Origin of the sequence: Streptomyces thermospinosisporus, from assembly GCF_039526425.1 — a bacterium.
GTDB classification, from domain to species: domain Bacteria; phylum Actinomycetota; class Actinomycetes; order Streptomycetales; family Streptomycetaceae; genus Streptomyces; species Streptomyces thermocarboxydovorans.
Window position 1 is genome coordinate 15,747 of sequence record NZ_BAAAIZ010000059.1, and the last position, 14,679, is coordinate 30,425.

A 14,679-nucleotide genomic window follows, 5' to 3' on the forward strand; every position below is an offset into this window, starting at 1 on the left:
CCTGCTGCGCCTCTCGGTCGGCCTGGAGGACGTCGAGGACCTGTGGGCGGACCTGGACGGCGCGCTCGGCGGGCACACCGGCACCGGGACCCGCCAGGAGGAACTGGTCCAGGGCTGACGCCCGGACCGGTGAACGACCCGGCCGTCCCCCCCGCACCGGGGGAGGGGGACGGCCGTCGGCCCTCAACCGCCCTTCGGTCGCCCGCTCCGTCCCCCTGGTCAGGGGCGGGCGGCGTGCGCCCCGTGCCGCTGCCGCGGGCCGTGCGGCCCCATCCCGTCCAGGCGGGCGGTGATCACCAGGGTGCCCTCCTCGATCTGGTAGTCGAGGGGCAGGCCGAGGGCCCGCATCGCGGCGACCATGCCCGTGTTGGCGGCCCGGGTCACCGCGTACACGTCCGAGCAGCCCGCCTCGGCGGCCATCGCCACCAGCCGGGACAGCAGCTCGCCGCCGATGCCCCGGCGCTGCCAGGCGTCCTCGACGATCAGCGCGACCTCGGTCTCGTCGCCGTCCCACAGCAGATGGCCGAGGCCGACGATGCGGCCGGACGGGGTCTGCGCGGCCAGCGTGCGGCCGAAGCGCGGGCTGAGCAGATGGCGCAGATAGCGGTCCGCGTCGCCGACAGGACCGTGGTAGCGCAGCCGCAGCGTCTGGGCCGAGCACCGCTCGTGCATCTCCAGCGCGGCCGGCAGATCACGGGTGTCCGCCCGGCGCACCGTGATGTCGCCGCCCTCCGGCAGGGTGAGCACGTCCCGGCCGCGCGGGATCCGCGGACCGAGCCGGGCGTCCAGCTCCACCAGCGCCCGCGCCCGGGCGAACTCGGTCGGGGTGAAGGCCAGATACGGCCGCTCCACGATGATCACCCCGCCCTCCGGGGCGCGCAGCCGCATCACGGTGCCCTCCAGCGAACCCTCCACCGGCCCCTGCGGCGCCGGTACCGCCGAGGAGCGGGCGGCGGGCAGCGACCGGATGGTGCACCTGCCCAGCAACTGCCGCAGCGCCAGCGGAAGTTCCGCCGCGTCCTGAGCGGTGCGGGCCGCCAGGCCGAGCACCCGCGTCGGGGCGTCCACCAGATCGTGGGTGTCGGCCCGCTCGATCCAGGTGTCCCAGCCCCCGGCACCCGAGGCGGCCTCCGTCAGCGCCCCGCCGTCCAGCCCGCCCGGCGCGCGCAGCAGGAACTCGTCCACCACACCGTCGCCGAGCGGATGGGTCTGCAGACTCAGGATGTCGACCCCGTGCCCGGCCAGCGCCGCGCACAGCGCGGCGAGCGACCCGGGCTCGTCCCGCACCGTCGTCCGCATCCGCCACAGCACGCTCGGCCCGGCCTCGGCGGACGGCCGGGCACCGCCGGCATCGCTCTCGGGCACCGGGGGCGCATGCCCGTGCCGTCGTGCCCACCACACATGGAAGCCGGCCCTGCCCCGCACCGTCCGTTTCGCCAGCTCCCGCAGATTGCAGATCACTTCAGACATGTCTCGACTCATGCATACCACTGTGAAGGAATGGTGTTTCCCGGTTACGAACTCACTGTGACCGGTGAGTAACGAGATCTGAAATCGGCTGCCGCCGCAGCGCTCATTTCCGGACGGCCTCCGCCAGCAGCCGTACGCCCTCCCGGATGCGGGCGGGGAGTCAGGTGGGCGCAGCCGAGGACCAGGTGGACGCCCTCGCCGGGGTCGTCAGGGGCCGCCCCCGTCCGCGGGCGGGCGCCGAGGCCGGGGGCAGCAGCAACTCCCAGGCGGGGGAGCCGGGTTCGGAGCGCCCCGCCCCCGCGGCGCCCGTGTCTCCAGCGACACCCGCGTCGGTCGGTGCTGGAGGCACGGCGGGAACCCCCGGGATCGCGTCGGCTCGGTCGGCGTCACTCTGCGAGGGGCCGGCGGGCCGGCCCACCGGTTTCCGCTGCCTACGAGGCCGCGGCGTCCACCTGCGCGGACTCGGCGGCCGTCGTGCGGGTGCGGCTGCCGTCCAGGATGACGCGGGCGACCAGGGCCGGGTCGTCGTTCATCGGCACATGGCCGCAGCCGGGGAGGCGGACCAGCCGGGCGTGCGGGATGGTCTGCTTGGCGCGGACGCCCTGCCGGGGCAGCAGCAGCCGGTCCTTGGCGCCCCAGGCCACCGTGACGGGCACCCCGGGCACCGGATCGGTGAACCGGACGGCACGGCCGGCGCGCAGCGTCTCGAAGAAGCCCTCGGCGTGCTTCAGCGCGAGCGTCTCGGCGACCACCGCCTCGGGGGAACGGCGGGCGGGGCGGGCGTAGATGGTGCTGGTCAGCGCCGTCCGCCCGGCAGCCGAACGGGCCAGCCGCTCCACCAGCGGCAGCGGCAGCCGCTCCGCGATCCGCCGCATCCCGAGCAGCACCCCGAAGGCGTAGCGCCGCTCGGCCTGGGTCCAGAACCCGGCGGGGGACAGCGCGGTGACGGACCGTACGAGTTTGGCGCGGCCGAGTTCCAGGGCCAGCAGACCGCCCAGCGAGTTGCCCGCCGCATGCGGCCGGCCGAGCTCCAGCTCCCGGCACAGCGCGCCCAGCGCGGCGTTCATGGTCGGCAGGTCGTGGGCGAGCCCGTCCGGCAGCTTGGCGGACGCCCCGAATCCGGGCAGGTCCACGGCGATCACCTCGCGCTCGGTGGCCAGGATGTCGACCACCGGGTCCCAGGCCTGCCGGTGGTGGCCGATTCCGTGCAGCAGGAGCAGCGGTTCGCCGCGGCCCACGCGCGCATAGGAGAGGGTCACGCGCTGCGGGCCGTGGGGTGAGGTGACCTCGAAGGAGACGGTCGCTGACATGAAGGTGCTCTCCTCGTCTGGGTCTCGCGGGCGGGGACGCCGTAGACAGCTTGTCAGCAATTGCTACCGACGGGTAGCCCCTGAATCCGGCCGTCCGCCTCCCGCGTCCGCAGCGCGCTGGTTCCGCGCCCGCACCGCCCCGCCGGGAACCGCCTGGACAGGGTCGCGGGCGTGGGCTGGGATGGAGCGGTGACCACCGACACCGAGACCGATGTCTTCGAAGAGCACCGCCCTGTCCTCCTCGGGGTCGCCTACCGCATGCTGGGCCGGGTGGCCGACGCGGAGGACGTGGTCCAGGAGGCCTGGCTGCGCTGGTCCGGCGGCGACCGCTCCGACGTGCGCGACCCGCGCGGCTACCTGGTGCGCGTCACCACCCGCCTCGCCATCGACCGGCTGCGCCAGATCAAGTCCCGCGGCGAGACCTACGTCGGACCCTGGCTGCCCGAGCCCTACGTCACCGACTTCGGCGACCGCGCCCCGGACACCGCCGAACAGGCCGTGCTCGCCGACTCGGTCTCCCTCGCCGTCCTGGTCGTCATGGAGTCGCTGTCGCCGCTGGAGCGCGCGGTGTTCGTGCTCCGCGAGGCCTTCGGCTACCCGTACGCCGACATCGCGGCCATGCTCGACCGGGGCGAGGCGGCGGTGCGGCAGCTCGCCGGACGGGCCCGCAAGCACGTGGAGGAGCGCCGCCCGCGCTACGAGGTCGACCCCGCCCAGCGCCGCGATCTGACCGAGCGTTTCCTGGCCGCGGCCGGCGGCGGTGACCTGGAGGCGCTGCTGGAGATGCTCGCGCCCGATGTGCGTCTCGTCGGTGACAGCGGCGGCAAGGCGCGGGCACCTCTGCGGGAGGTGGCCGGCGCCGACAAGGTGGGCCGCTTCATCATCGGCGCCGCCCGCAAGGGCCTGCCCGACTTCTCGGTGCGCCACCTCGAGGTCAACGGCGGTCCCGCGCTGCTGGTGCTCTCCGGCGGCAAGCCCGACACGATCTTCCAGGTGGACGTCGTCGACGGGCGCATTCAGACGGTGTACCTCATCCGCAACCCGGACAAGTTGCAGGCTTTGGACGCGCCCGCGGCGGAGGAGCCGCGAACACCGCCGGCATCGGCGCCGTAGCTCCCGCGAGCCCGGCCGGTTCCCTCTGCGACAGACCCCCGCCATGCGGCGGGGGTCCCGTTGTCGCGGGGGATTGGTATTGACCAAGGGGTCGGGCCCCCTTATGGTCGCTGACAAGTGAAACAACCTTTAATAAACAAGGGCGCTAAAACGCCGCCGGACTCAGCCATCGTGGAGGACAGGGTGGGGACCACGCAGCTGGAGACGGTGCCGGAACCGAAGTACTGGCACCTGAGGACCGTACTCAGCGAAGCGCTGGAGAACGAGTTCTCGGTGGGGGAGATCCTGCCCAACGAGCGTGAGCTCGCGGCACGGTTCGGCGTCGCCCGTGCGACCCTCCGGCAGGCCCTGGAGCAGCTGGAACTGGAGGGCAGGCTGCAGCGCCGCCGCGGCGTCGGCACGACCGTCGCCCCGCCCCGCATGGGTGTCTCCGTCGGCCCCGCGCAGCACGGCTGGCCGGGCGCCCCCGGCGACGCCTGGCAGGCCCTGGACTGCACCCTCGAGGTGCCGCCCGCCTCCGTCGCCGAGACCCTGGTCACCGGCCGGGACGAGCCGGTGCACATCGTGCGCCGCTCCCGCGTCTCGCACGGCCAGCCCGTCGCCGCCGAGCTCCTCTACATCCCGGCCTCCTCCGTCCCGGACCTGACCGGCATCGACCTGCCGTCCGGCACGGCCCGGGCCCGTGCCGTCCTGCGCGAACTGCAGCACCTGGAGCTGGAGCGCCAGGAGAACACCGTGGAGCTCGGCTCCGCCAACGCCGAGGACGCCCGCGAACTGGACCGCCTCCCCGGTGCTCCGGTGCTGGTCGTCACCACCCGGTTCATCACCCGCGGCCGCACCGCCGCGCTCTCCGTGGCCACTTACCGCGCCGACACGTGCCGGCTCACCTTCGGCGACACGGGCGCGGTGGAGGTCCACCATGGTCCGGAGCGCCGGGCGTCCTGAGCACGTACGGGTCCTGAAGGCCGCTGGAGGGTCGTCTTCCGGCGGCCGGGTGAGCGGGTGCGGTTGCCGGCAGTGCCGCCCGTTTACCGACGGGCCGGTCTGCCTATGGGCCCGTCACGTTCCCGCCCACCGGCGGGTCCTGCGTTCCCGCCCACCGGCGGGTCCTGCGTTCCCGCCCACCGGCGGGTCCTGCGTTCCCGCCCACCGGCGGGTCCTGCGTTCCCGCCCACCGGCGGGTCCTGCGCTCCCGCCCACCGGCGGGCCCCGCGCTCCCGCCTACCGGCGGGCCGTCACCGTGCCCTCCACCGCGAAGAGTTGCTCCTCCACATGATCGAGGGCCAGCCGCAGCGCACCCGTCGCCACCGCCGCCTCGCCGAGCAGGGACAGGGCGACCCTCGGCGGGCGCAGGCAGTAGCGGGCCAGTTCACGGCGCAGCGGCTCCAGCACCCCGTCCAGGCCCGCCGCCCAGCCGCCGATCACGACCAGTTCCGGATCGAGGGCGAGCACCAGCGCGGCCACGTCGTGCACCAGCCGCTGGATGAAGCGGTCGACCGCCGCCCTCGCCCGCTGGTCGCCCTCCCGCGCCTGCGCGAACACCGCCGTGACCGCCTGCTCGTCGAGCGGATGCAGCGGCTTGTCGGTGGTGGACAGCAGCGCCTCCGGCGTGGCCTCCCGGCCCAGCAGATGCAGTGCCCCGATCTCCCCGGCCGCCCCGCCGTACCCGCGGTGCAGCCGGCCGCCGATCAGTGAACCGGCCCCCGGGCTGAGCCCGGCCAGCACGAACACCACGTCGTCGGTCTCCTTGGCGGAGCCCTTCCAGTGCTCGGCCACCGCCGCCGCGTTGGCGTCGTTCTCCACCAGCACCGGGCACTTGAAGGACCGGCTCAGCCGCGCGCCCAGACCCAGACCCGTCCAGCCGGGCAGCGCCGTGCCCAGCCGCACCGTGCCGTCCGCCTCCACGATGCCGGGCGTGCCCACGCCCACGGCACGGAGCGAGTCGCGCGGCACACCGGCCCGGCGCAGCAGATCGGTGACGGCGGTACGCGCCCGCTCCAGCCGCTCGTCCGCCTCGACCGTCTCGTCGACGTCCTTCACCTCGGCGCCGATCACCCGGCCGTCCAGGTCGGCGAGGAGCGCGGCCACCCGGTGCGCCCCGATCTCCAGGCCCAGCAGATGCCCGGCCTCCGCGCGGAACCGGAACCTCCGGGCCGGGCGCCCCTGGCGCCGGGCGGACGTCTCGCCGGCCGCCGCCTCCACCACCAGACCGGCCTCGATGAGCCCCTCGACGACCCCTTCCACCGTCGGCCGGGACAGTCCGGTCACGCGGGTGACCTCGGTCAGCGTCGCGCAGTCCGTGGCCCGCAACGCGTGCAGCACCACCGCGGAGTTGATCCTCCGAAGCAGCGAGGGATCCCCGCCGGTCAGCCGCCCCACCGTCCGTCCTCCCAGCTCGTGCGGGTGATGGCCGGATCGTACTCGGCAGGCGGAACCCCGGACACCTCCGGGGAGCGGGACGCGGGAGCACCGGCCGTCTCTGCCGAGTGCCACGACGGCGCCCCGCGCCTGTCCCTCACCGCCGTACCGCACCGCGCCCGCTGTTCCGCGGCCAAGGCGCTCGCCGTCGCCGTTCCCGCCCCGCTGGTGGGCCTGCTCACCACCCTCGCCGCACTGCTCGCGGCCAGAGCGGGGCCGGAAGCCGGCCGTGCCTGACCGGAAGTCGCCTGACGCTCCGCCAAGTGTCAGTGGCGACGGGTTTACTGGAGCTCATGGACATCGCACAGCACATCGCCCTCATCGACGAGCTGTGCTTCCGCCCCTTCCCGGCGGAGCACGGTCCGTCGGACGCCGGCTTCTCGGGGCCCGGCCACCATGTGGCCGTACTGCGGGCGGACCCCGGCCTGCGCGACGGCGACCCGGGCGACTGGGCGGTGACGGTGGACCAGTACGAGAAGGAACGCGACGCCCTGCACGAGGTCCTGTCGGCCCGCTGGGGCGAGGCGGACCTGTGGAACCTGCAGACGGTGCTGCTGCGCGGCGCCGAGGAGGAGATACCCGAGCCCTGGGCCCGGCTCGCCGCCGGCGCCCGGGCGGCATGGCTGTGGGAGGTGGAGGGCACCGGCCGCTGGGTCGCCGTCGCGGTCGCCGACCGGGACCCGGACGATGCGGTGCAGCTGCTGGCGGTGGTCGCCGAAACCGCCCCGCCCTGACCCGCGTGCCTCGCCCCTGACCCTTGAGTCCGCTGACGGAGTCCGCTCACGGAGCCCCTTCACGACCCGCGCGGACAGCGATCGGCTCAGCTCAGCCCTCTTCGGTCGCGCCCATTCGCCCAGCCTCCGCGGCCCTGCGCACTCGCTCAGCCCTCTGCCGCCTCACGCAGCCGCGCGAACTCCTCCGCCAGCGTCTGCGCCGTCCAGTGCGCGTTCAGCCCGCTCGGATTGGGCAGCACCCACACCCGGGTGTCCCCGATGACCCGCTCCTGCCGGCCCACCCGCGCCGCGGAGTCGCCGAAGGCCGCGCGATACGCGGTGATCCCGACCACGGCCAGCCAGCGCGGCCGCAGCCGGGCCACCTTCTCGGCGAGCAGCCGCCCGCCCTCCCGGTACTCCTCGGCGCTCAGCTCGTCGGCCCGGGCCGTCGCACGCGCCACCACATTGGTGATGCCGAGCCCGTACGACAGCAGTTCCTTCTGCTCCGACGGCTTCAGCAGCCGCGGGGTGAAACCGGACCGGTGCAGCGCCGGCCAGAAGCGGTTGCCGGGACGGGCGAAGTGATGGCCCGTCGCGGCCGTCATCAGACCGGGGTTGATGCCGCAGAACAGCACCCGCAGGCCGTCCGCGACCACGTCCGGCACCAGCCGGTCGCGGGCGGCCTCGAGCTCCTCGCGGGTGAAGCGGGTCAGAGGATCGCCCCGGGGGTGTAGCCGGCGGCCTCGGGGTGCTGCTTGACGATCTCCTCGATCCGGGCGACGACGGTGGCGACCTGGTCGCCCGCGGCGCCGGTGAAGGACAGCTTGTCCGCCATCAGTGCCTCCAGCTCGTCGCGGCCGAGGGGCAGACGCTCGTCGGCGGCGAGCTTGTCCAGCAGGTCGTTGCGCTCCGCGCCCTGCTCGCGCATCGCCAGGGCGGTGGCCACGGCGTTCTCCTTGATCGCCTCGTGCGCGACCTCACGCCCGACACCCGCGCGCACCGCGCCCATCAGCACCTTCGTGGTGGCCAGGAACGGCAGGTAGCGGTCCAGCTCGCGCGCCACGACGGCGGGGAAGGCGCCGAACTCGTCGAGCACGGTCAGGAAGGTCTCCAGCAGGCCGTCGAGTGCGAAGAACGCGTCCGGCAGCGCCACCCGGCGCACCACCGAACAGGAGACGTCGCCCTCGTTCCACTGGTCGCCCGCCAGCTCGCCGGTCATCGAGGCGTAGCCGCGCAGAATGACCATCAGGCCGTTGACGCGCTCGCAGGAGCGGGTGTTCATCTTGTGCGGCATCGCGGAGGAGCCGACCTGGCCCGGCTTGAACCCCTCGGTGACCAGCTCGTGCCCGGCCATCAGCCGGATCGTCTTGGCCAGCGACGACGGGGCCGCGGCGAGCTGCACCAGCGCGGTGACCACCTCGTAGTCGAGGGAGCGCGGGTAGACCTGGCCGACGGAGGTGAACGTCTCGGAGAAGCCCAGATGCCCGGCGATCCGCCGCTCCAGCTCGGCCAGCTTGTCCGCGTCGCCGCCGAGCAGGTCCAGCATGTCCTGGGCGGTGCCGACCGGGCCCTTGATGCCGCGCAGCGGGTAGCGGTTCAGCAGCTCCTGGACCCGTCCGTAGGCCACCAGCAGCTCGTCGGCGGCGGTCGCGAAGCGCTTGCCGAGGGTGGTGGCCTGCGCGGCCACATTGTGCGAGCGGCCCGCCATCACCAGCTCGCCGTACTCACCGGCCAGCTTGCCCAGCCGGGCCAGCACGGCCACCGTACGGTCGCGCATCAGCTCCAGGGAGAGCCGGATCTGCAGCTGCTCGACGTTCTCGGTGAGGTCGCGCGAGGTCATGCCCTTGTGCACGTGCTCATGGCCGGCGAGGTCGTTGAACTCCTCGATCCGCGCCTTCACATCGTGCCGGGTGACCTTCTCGCGCTCGGCGATGGAGGCCAGGTCGACCTGGTCGAGAACGCGCTCGTAGTCGGCGATCGCCGCGTCCGGCACCTCGATCCCGAGGTCCTTCTGGGCGCGCAGCACGGCGAGCCAGAGCTGCCGCTCCAGCTTCACCTTCTGCTCGGGCGACCAGAGCGTGGCGAGCTCGGCGGAGGCGTACCGTCCGGCGAGGACATTGGGGATACGGGGCTTAGCGGGCGCAGCAGTCACGTGGAGCGATTCTACTGGCGGTTCCTGCAGGCCCGCGCCACGGGCCCGCTTGGCGGAAGCTACAAGACACCCCGGCCCGGTCGCCGCCGCGCCCCGGACCCGGTGGGCCGCAGGGCCGAGAGGCCCGGCGTCGGCTACCGGGCGCCCTGGACCCGGTCGCCCTCGAAGGGCAGCAGTTCGGGGCGCTTGGGCGGCAGGCCGTCGCCAGAGGAGCGGCCGGTGAGGCGGCGGCCTATCCACGGCAGCAGATGACGGCGGGCGAAGCGCACGTCCTCGATCCGCCGGGCCACCCAGCGGGGCGGCAGCGTCGCCTCCGGCGGCAGATGCCACTCGGGGTCCTCGGGCGGGTAGCCGAGGGTCTGCCACACCCCCTCGGCGACCCTGCGGTGCCCCTCGGCGTTCAGATGCAGCCGGTCCGCGTCCCACAGCCGGGGGTCGCCGAGCGCCGGCGCCCCGTACAGGTCGACGACCAGGGCACCGTGCTGGTGCGCCAGCTCCTCCACGCACTCGAACAGCGCCTCCATGCGCGGCCGGAACCGTTCCAGCACCGGGCCCTGCCGGCCCGGGCTGCGCATCAGCACCAGCTGACCGCAGTGCGGCGCCAGCCGCTCCACGGCCTCGGTGAGCAGAGCCCGCACCCGCCCCATGTCGCACTTGGGGCGCAGCGTGTCGTTCAGGCCCCCGACCAGGGTGACCACATCGGCCCGCATCGCCGCGGCCGCGTCCACCTGCTCGTCGACGATCTGCCGGATCAGCTTGCCGCGCACCGCGAGGTTGGCGTAGCGGAAGCCGGGGTTGACCGCGGCCATCCGAGCGGCCAGCAGATCGGCCCAGCCCCGGTAGGTGCCGTCCGGCAGCAGGTCCGACATGCCCTCGGTGAAGGAGTCGCCGACGGCGACCAGGCTGGTGTGGGTGGGACGCGGCTGCGTCGTCTCGCTCGTCTCCATGACGGCACAGATGCTATCCCGTGCACATACCCGCCGGTCGGTCGGCTCCCTCGCCCCGCTCCGCCGCGGGTGTCTCAGCTCTGCTCGGCCCGCCGCCCGAACAGCTCCTGCAGCACGTCCTCCATGGTCACCAGGCCCGCCAGCCGCCCGTCGGCGCCGATGACGGCCGCCAGATGGGTGCGGCTGCCGCGCATCGCGGTGAGCACGTCGTCCAGCGGGGTGCTCTCCCGCACCCGCGCGATCGGGCGCATGTCGCGCAGCCGGAACGGCACGTCCCGGGGCGAGGCGTCCAGGGCGTCCTTCACATGCAGATAGCCCACGATCCGGCGGCCCTCGTCCACCACCGGGAAGCGGGAGAACCCTGACTCGGCCGACAGCCGCTCCAGGCCCTCCGGGGTGACGCCCACGCTCGCATAGACCACCCGCTCCAGCGGCAGCACCACGTCCCGCACCGGCCGGCGGCCCAGCTCCAGCGCGTCGTGCAGCCGCTCCTGCGCCCGGTCGTCGATCAGACCGGCCTCGCCGGAGTCCTTCACGATCTGCGCCAGCTCGGCGTCCGAGAAGGAGGCCACCACCTCGTCCCGCACCTCGACCCGCAGCAGCCTCAGCAGGGCGTTGGCGCAGGCGTTGATGGTGAAGATCACCGGACGCAGGCCCCGCGACAGCGCCACCAGCGGCGGGCCGAGCAGCAGCGCGCTGCGCACCGGCTCCGCCAGCGCGATGTTCTTCGGCACCATCTCGCCGAGCAGCATGTGCAGATACGTCGCCAGCGTCAGCGCGATCACGAACGACACCGCGTGGCCCGCGCCCGACGGCACGCCCATCGCGTGGAACACCGGCTCCAGCAGATGCGCGATGGCGGGCTCGGCGACCACACCCAGCACCAGGGTGCACAGGGTGATGCCGAGCTGTGCCGCCGCCATCAGCGCGGACACGTGCTCGAGCCCCCACAGCACGCTCTTCGCGCGCCGGTCGCCCTGCTCGGCGTGCGGCTCGATCTGGCTGCGGCGGACCGAGATCAGCGCGAACTCCGCGCCCACGAAGAAGGCGTTGACGACGAGCGTCGCCAGACCGATCAGCAGCTGTAGAGCGGTCATCGCCGGGCCTCCTTGCCGTCCTCGGCGGTCCCGCCGTCCCGCGTGGTGACCACCCGCTCGTCGTCGAGCGGCGCGTGCAGCAGGACCCGGGCGGCGCGGCGGCCCGTCGCGTCCACGACCTCCATCCGCCATCCGGCGACCGTCAGCGCGTCACCGACGGCGGGGATGCGTCCCAGCTTCGTCGCCACCAGCCCGGCCAGCGTCTCGTACGGGCCCTCCGGAACGCGCAGACCCACCCGGGCGAGCTGGTCCATGCGCGCGGAGCCGTCGGCCGAGAACAGGGCGTGCCCCTCCTCGTCCGTGCCGGCCGGGGCCAGCTCGGGCGTCTCGTGCGGGTCGTGCTCGTCGCGGACCTCGCCGACGACCTCCTCCACGATGTCCTCCAGCGTGGCCACGCCCGCGGTGCCGCCGTACTCGTCGATCACCACGGCCATGGTGCGCCGGTCGGACAGCCGGTCCAGCAGCCGGTCGACGGTCAGTGACTCCGGCACCAGCAGCGGCTCGCGCATCACCTCGGACACCGGTATGTGCGCCCTGCGCTCCGCGGGCACCGCCAGTACGTCCTTGATGTGCGCGGTGCCGACCACCGAGTCGAGGGTGTCACGGTAGACGGGGAACCGGGACAGGCCGGTCGCCCGGGTCGCGTTGGCCACGTCCTCGCAGGTCGCGTGCTCCTCGAGCGCCATGACCTGCACGCGCGGGGTCATCACGTTCTCCGCGGTGAGGTCGGCCAGGTTCAGGGTGCGGACGAACAGCTCGGCGGTGTCGGCCGCCAGCGCGCCCTCCCTGGCCGAGTGGCGGGCCAGCGCCGCCAGCTCCTGGGGACTGCGGCCCGGCGCGAGCTCCTCGGCGGGCTCCAGACCCATCCGGCGCACGATGCGGTTGGCGGTGTTGTTGAGGTGCGTGATGAAGGGGCGGAACGCGGCGCTGAACCAGCGCTGTGCGTTGCCCACCCGCTTGGCGATCGCCAGCGGCGAGGAGATCGCCCAGTTCTTGGGCACCAGCTCCCCGACCACCATCAGGAACACCGTGGACAGGCCCGTGCCGATCACCAGCGCCACCGAGTGCGCCGTCGCCTCGGAGGCGCCGAGGTCCTGGATCGGGCCCGCGATCAGCGCGGCGATCGAGGGCTCGGCGAGCATGCCCACGATCAGGTTGGTGACCGTGATGCCGAGCTGGGCGCCGGACAGCTGGAACGTCAGATTCCGAACCGCCTTCAGCGCGCCCGCGGCGCCCCGTTCGCCGCGCTCCACGGCGCGTTCCAGCTCGGCGCGCTCGACCGTGGTGAGGGAGAACTCGGCTGCCACGAAGGCGCCGCAGGCGAGGGAGAGCAGGATCGCCACCAGAAGGAGGAGCACTTCGGTCATCGGGTCACCTCCGTCCCATGGTCGAACAGGACGGGGACGACCGCGCGATGTCTGCTACTGGGAGGCTCGCCCATGGGCGGACGCGCACCAACCTTTCCGACGTGACCGGCCCTTGCAGGCGACCGATGAACCGAGTGACCCCTCAAGGGTAAAGGATCAGCAAAGGATCCCGGTCGTGCCGTGGATCACCCGCTGAGCGGCTTCACCCAGCGACGCCACTGCTCCTCCGGCTGGTACCCCGCAGCGGCCCACGCATGATGCGCCGTCTCGTTGCGCTGCAGCACCATCGCGTCCGCCCGGCGGCCCCCGAGCCGTACGAACCGCTCCTCGGCCGCCGCCAGCAGCGCGGAGGCGATGCCCTGACGGCGGTGGTCCGGATGCACCGCCAGCCGGTAGAGATGACAGCGCCAGCCGTCGAACCCCGCGATCACCGTGCCGGCCAGCTCCCCGTCCCGCTCGGCCAGCAGCAGGGCCCGAGGGTCCCGCGCGACCAGCCGCTCGACCCCCTCCCGGTCGTCACTGATGCTGGTGCCCTCGGCGGCCGTCTTCCAGAAGGCCAGCACCTCGTCCAGATCCTCGGCCGTCGCGGCCCGTATCCGCAGCTCACTCATGAAGTGATCACAGCACAGCGGCACAGTGCCACCCGCCCGTTTCCACCATCCGGACACCCGGCTCACTCGTGGGCGATCGCCGCCAGCACGTTCATCCGGGACGCCCGCAGCGCCGGCAGCAGCGCCGCCGCGATGCCCACCAGGGCCGAGCCGACGACGACCGCGATCACCGTGCCCCACGGGATCGCCAGCGCGGTCATGCCCTCCAGCGCCAGCACCTGCTGGACGCACAGACCCCACACCAGACCCAGCGCCAGCCCCAGCACCGCGATCACCACCGACTCCAGACGGATCATCCGGCGCAGCTGCCGCCGCGCGAGCCCGATCGCCCGCAGCAGCCCGATCTCCCGGGTGCGCTCCACCACCGACAGCGCCAGCGTGTTGACCACACCGAGCACCGCGATGATGATCGCCAGCCCCAGCAGGGCGTACACGAGGTACAGCAGCACGGCGATCTGATCGTGCACCAGCTCCTTGTAGTCGGCCTGGTCGCGTACCTGCACCTGCGGATAGGCGTCGAGGGACACCGTGACGTACGCCAGGATCATCAAGCACGTCTCGCCGTCCACCGTACGAGTGATCGTCACGGCGGACAGCGGAGGCAGACGACGGGGATACACGTACACGGCCCCACTCGCGTGCGTGTCCCCCCGTCACCGCGGACAGCACCGGAAGCCGGACCCGCGATGACCCTGGAAGCGGGGATGGTGGAAGGGCCGGTGACCGGTGGTGTTCAACACCGATCACTCGCACGGTCACGGGTCACTGTCGGTTAAGTTTTGGGCATCGCCGCTCATCGGGAGGCCAGATACCTGATCTGCCGCCACACTGATAGCCGCTGCCGCAATGACTGAGCGCGAGGGGACCCGGCCATGCCGCCCAAAAAGAAGGTCACGTTGCCCGAACACGTCAGAGCCGCCGTCCTGGCGGACATCGAGCTGACGCACCAGACCGCCATCCAGGCGGAGGAGAACGACAAGGTGCGGATCTTCCTCGCGACGCAGCAGGGTTTGGACACGTACGAGATCGCCGACAAGCTCGGCATCTCCCAAAGCTCCGTCAGCAAGTACGCCCGCCAGGGCCGCGAGATCCTGGAGCGCCGGCGAAGGGAGGCTGAGGCGCGTGAGTCGGGAGGTCAGCCGTCTGGCGAAGATCCTTTCAGACCCGGAGAACCGGAACCGGTCGGCTGAGGAGATCGCCCAGCTCTGGGCAAGAGGGCCCGCGACCTGCTGGCGATGGCCGAGGCGGCCCACAAGAGGCTGGAGAACCTGCCTCCCGCCCAGAAGCTCCGCCTGTTGGAGCTGCTGGATACCACGGCCACCGTGACGAAGGAGCCCCCGAAGGGCCGCCAGGGCACGCCCTGCGCCCTGGGCGCCTGGTTCCGCAAGCGCGGCCGGCTCGTCCCTGAGCTGGACGACGCCGACTGGGCGGTGTGCATCGTGAAAACTGCACGTCGGGTGGGCTGGTGTGCGTAGGTGTCG

Annotated in this window: 15 protein-coding genes and 1 pseudogene; 6 read left to right on the forward strand and 10 right to left on the reverse strand. The window is 73.1% G+C overall.

Annotated features, from left to right (window positions below):
- Positions 1-219: 219 nt before the first annotated feature.
- Entirely contained in the window at positions 220-1,470 is a 1,251-nt protein-coding gene (locus ABD207_RS19665; protein WP_344014412.1) for a GNAT family N-acetyltransferase, read from the reverse strand.
- Positions 1,471-1,901: 431 nt separating this feature from the next.
- On the reverse strand, positions 1,902-2,780 hold the full coding sequence (locus ABD207_RS19670; RefSeq protein ID WP_344014413.1) for an alpha/beta fold hydrolase: 879 nt from the start codon (positions 2,778-2,780) through the stop codon (positions 1,902-1,904).
- A gap of 189 nt (positions 2,781-2,969) precedes the next feature.
- Here ABD207_RS19670 and ABD207_RS19675 point away from each other — a divergent pair, with 189 nt between their 5' ends.
- Both ABD207_RS19675 and ABD207_RS19680 read left to right on the forward strand, forming a co-directional pair.
- A complete protein-coding gene (locus ABD207_RS19675) occupies positions 2,970-3,893 on the forward strand; it encodes an RNA polymerase sigma-70 factor (protein ID WP_344014414.1) in 924 nt (307 codons plus the stop codon).
- Between the two features lie 183 nt (positions 3,894-4,076).
- Complete coding sequence (locus ABD207_RS19680; protein ID WP_344014415.1) at positions 4,077-4,838, forward strand: GntR family transcriptional regulator; 762 nt, start codon at positions 4,077-4,079, stop codon at positions 4,836-4,838.
- A gap of 276 nt (positions 4,839-5,114) precedes the next feature.
- Here the strand turns inward: ABD207_RS19680 and ABD207_RS19685 are convergent, their stop codons facing one another.
- The gene (locus ABD207_RS19685; RefSeq protein ID WP_344014416.1) at positions 5,115-6,272 is read right to left on the reverse strand and encodes an ROK family protein; all 1,158 of its coding nucleotides are present in this window, start codon (positions 6,270-6,272) and stop codon (positions 5,115-5,117) included.
- A 27-nt stretch (positions 6,273-6,299) separates the two neighbouring features.
- On the opposite strand from ABD207_RS19685, the gene ABD207_RS19690 reads away from it, so the two are divergent.
- Together ABD207_RS19690 and ABD207_RS19695 are read left to right on the forward strand one after the other, a co-directional pair.
- Entirely contained in the window at positions 6,300-6,548 is a 249-nt protein-coding gene (locus tag ABD207_RS19690) for a hypothetical protein (protein WP_425580755.1), read from the forward strand.
- A gap of 56 nt (positions 6,549-6,604) precedes the next feature.
- Complete coding sequence (locus ABD207_RS19695; protein ID WP_344014417.1) at positions 6,605-7,045, forward strand: hypothetical protein; 441 nt, start codon at positions 6,605-6,607, stop codon at positions 7,043-7,045.
- Positions 7,046-7,191: 146 nt separating this feature from the next.
- Here the strand turns inward: ABD207_RS19695 and mug are convergent, their stop codons facing one another.
- From mug to ABD207_RS19730, 7 genes and pseudogenes are all read right to left on the reverse strand, one after another.
- A complete protein-coding gene (gene mug, locus ABD207_RS19700; protein WP_344014418.1) occupies positions 7,192-7,689 on the reverse strand; it encodes a G/U mismatch-specific DNA glycosylase in 498 nt (165 codons plus the stop codon).
- Between the two features lie 44 nt (positions 7,690-7,733).
- Positions 7,734-9,176, reverse strand: a complete 1,443-nt coding sequence (gene purB / locus ABD207_RS19705; RefSeq protein WP_344014419.1) for an adenylosuccinate lyase — start codon at positions 9,174-9,176, stop codon at positions 7,734-7,736.
- A 134-nt stretch (positions 9,177-9,310) separates the two neighbouring features.
- Positions 9,311-10,123: an SGNH/GDSL hydrolase family protein gene (locus ABD207_RS19710; RefSeq protein WP_344014420.1), complete on the reverse strand. Its 813-nt coding sequence runs from the start codon at positions 10,121-10,123 to the stop codon at positions 9,311-9,313.
- Between the two features lie 74 nt (positions 10,124-10,197).
- Entirely contained in the window at positions 10,198-11,220 is a 1,023-nt protein-coding gene (locus ABD207_RS19715; protein WP_344014421.1) for a hemolysin family protein, read from the reverse strand.
- Positions 11,217-12,587, reverse strand: a complete 1,371-nt coding sequence (locus ABD207_RS19720) for a hemolysin family protein (protein WP_344014422.1) — start codon at positions 12,585-12,587, stop codon at positions 11,217-11,219. The genes ABD207_RS19715 and ABD207_RS19720 overlap by 4 nt, the downstream gene beginning before the upstream one ends.
- A gap of 185 nt (positions 12,588-12,772) precedes the next feature.
- On the reverse strand, positions 12,773-13,198 hold the full coding sequence (locus ABD207_RS19725) for a GNAT family N-acetyltransferase (RefSeq protein ID WP_344014423.1): 426 nt from the start codon (positions 13,196-13,198) through the stop codon (positions 12,773-12,775).
- A 62-nt stretch (positions 13,199-13,260) separates the two neighbouring features.
- Positions 13,261-13,722, reverse strand: a pseudogene (locus ABD207_RS19730) (ABC transporter permease); the annotation flags it as partial.
- A gap of 348 nt (positions 13,723-14,070) precedes the next feature.
- On the opposite strand from ABD207_RS19730, the gene ABD207_RS19735 reads away from it, so the two are divergent.
- Positions 14,071-14,388 carry a hypothetical protein gene (locus ABD207_RS19735; protein ID WP_344014424.1) on the forward strand — a complete coding sequence of 106 codons (318 nt, stop codon included), beginning with the start codon at positions 14,071-14,073 and terminating at the stop codon, positions 14,386-14,388.
- A 132-nt stretch (positions 14,389-14,520) separates the two neighbouring features.
- Entirely contained in the window at positions 14,521-14,673 is a 153-nt protein-coding gene (locus tag ABD207_RS19740) for a hypothetical protein (RefSeq protein ID WP_344014425.1), read from the forward strand.
- Positions 14,674-14,679 lie beyond the last annotated feature (6 nt).

Excerpts from the sequence above, each read along its gene's own strand:
- ABD207_RS19735 (WP_344014424.1), top strand. The coding sequence starts at position 14,071 with ATGCCGCCCAAAAAGAAGGTCACGTTGCCCGAACACGTCAGAGCCGCC.
- ABD207_RS19725 (WP_344014423.1), bottom strand. The coding sequence starts at position 13,198 with ATGAGTGAGCTGCGGATACGGGCCGCGACGGCCGAGGATCTGGACGAG.
- ABD207_RS19670 (WP_344014413.1), bottom strand. The coding sequence starts at position 2,780 with ATGTCAGCGACCGTCTCCTTCGAGGTCACCTCACCCCACGGCCCGCAG.
- ABD207_RS19720 (WP_344014422.1), bottom strand. The coding sequence starts at position 12,587 with ATGACCGAAGTGCTCCTCCTTCTGGTGGCGATCCTGCTCTCCCTCGCC.
- ABD207_RS19690 (WP_425580755.1), top strand. The coding sequence starts at position 6,300 with ATGGCCGGATCGTACTCGGCAGGCGGAACCCCGGACACCTCCGGGGAG.
- ABD207_RS19665 (WP_344014412.1), bottom strand. The coding sequence starts at position 1,470 with ATGTCTGAAGTGATCTGCAATCTGCGGGAGCTGGCGAAACGGACGGTG.
- ABD207_RS19715 (WP_344014421.1), bottom strand. The coding sequence starts at position 11,220 with ATGACCGCTCTACAGCTGCTGATCGGTCTGGCGACGCTCGTCGTCAAC.
- ABD207_RS19695 (WP_344014417.1), top strand. The coding sequence starts at position 6,605 with ATGGACATCGCACAGCACATCGCCCTCATCGACGAGCTGTGCTTCCGC.
- ABD207_RS19710 (WP_344014420.1), bottom strand. The coding sequence starts at position 10,123 with ATGGAGACGAGCGAGACGACGCAGCCGCGTCCCACCCACACCAGCCTG.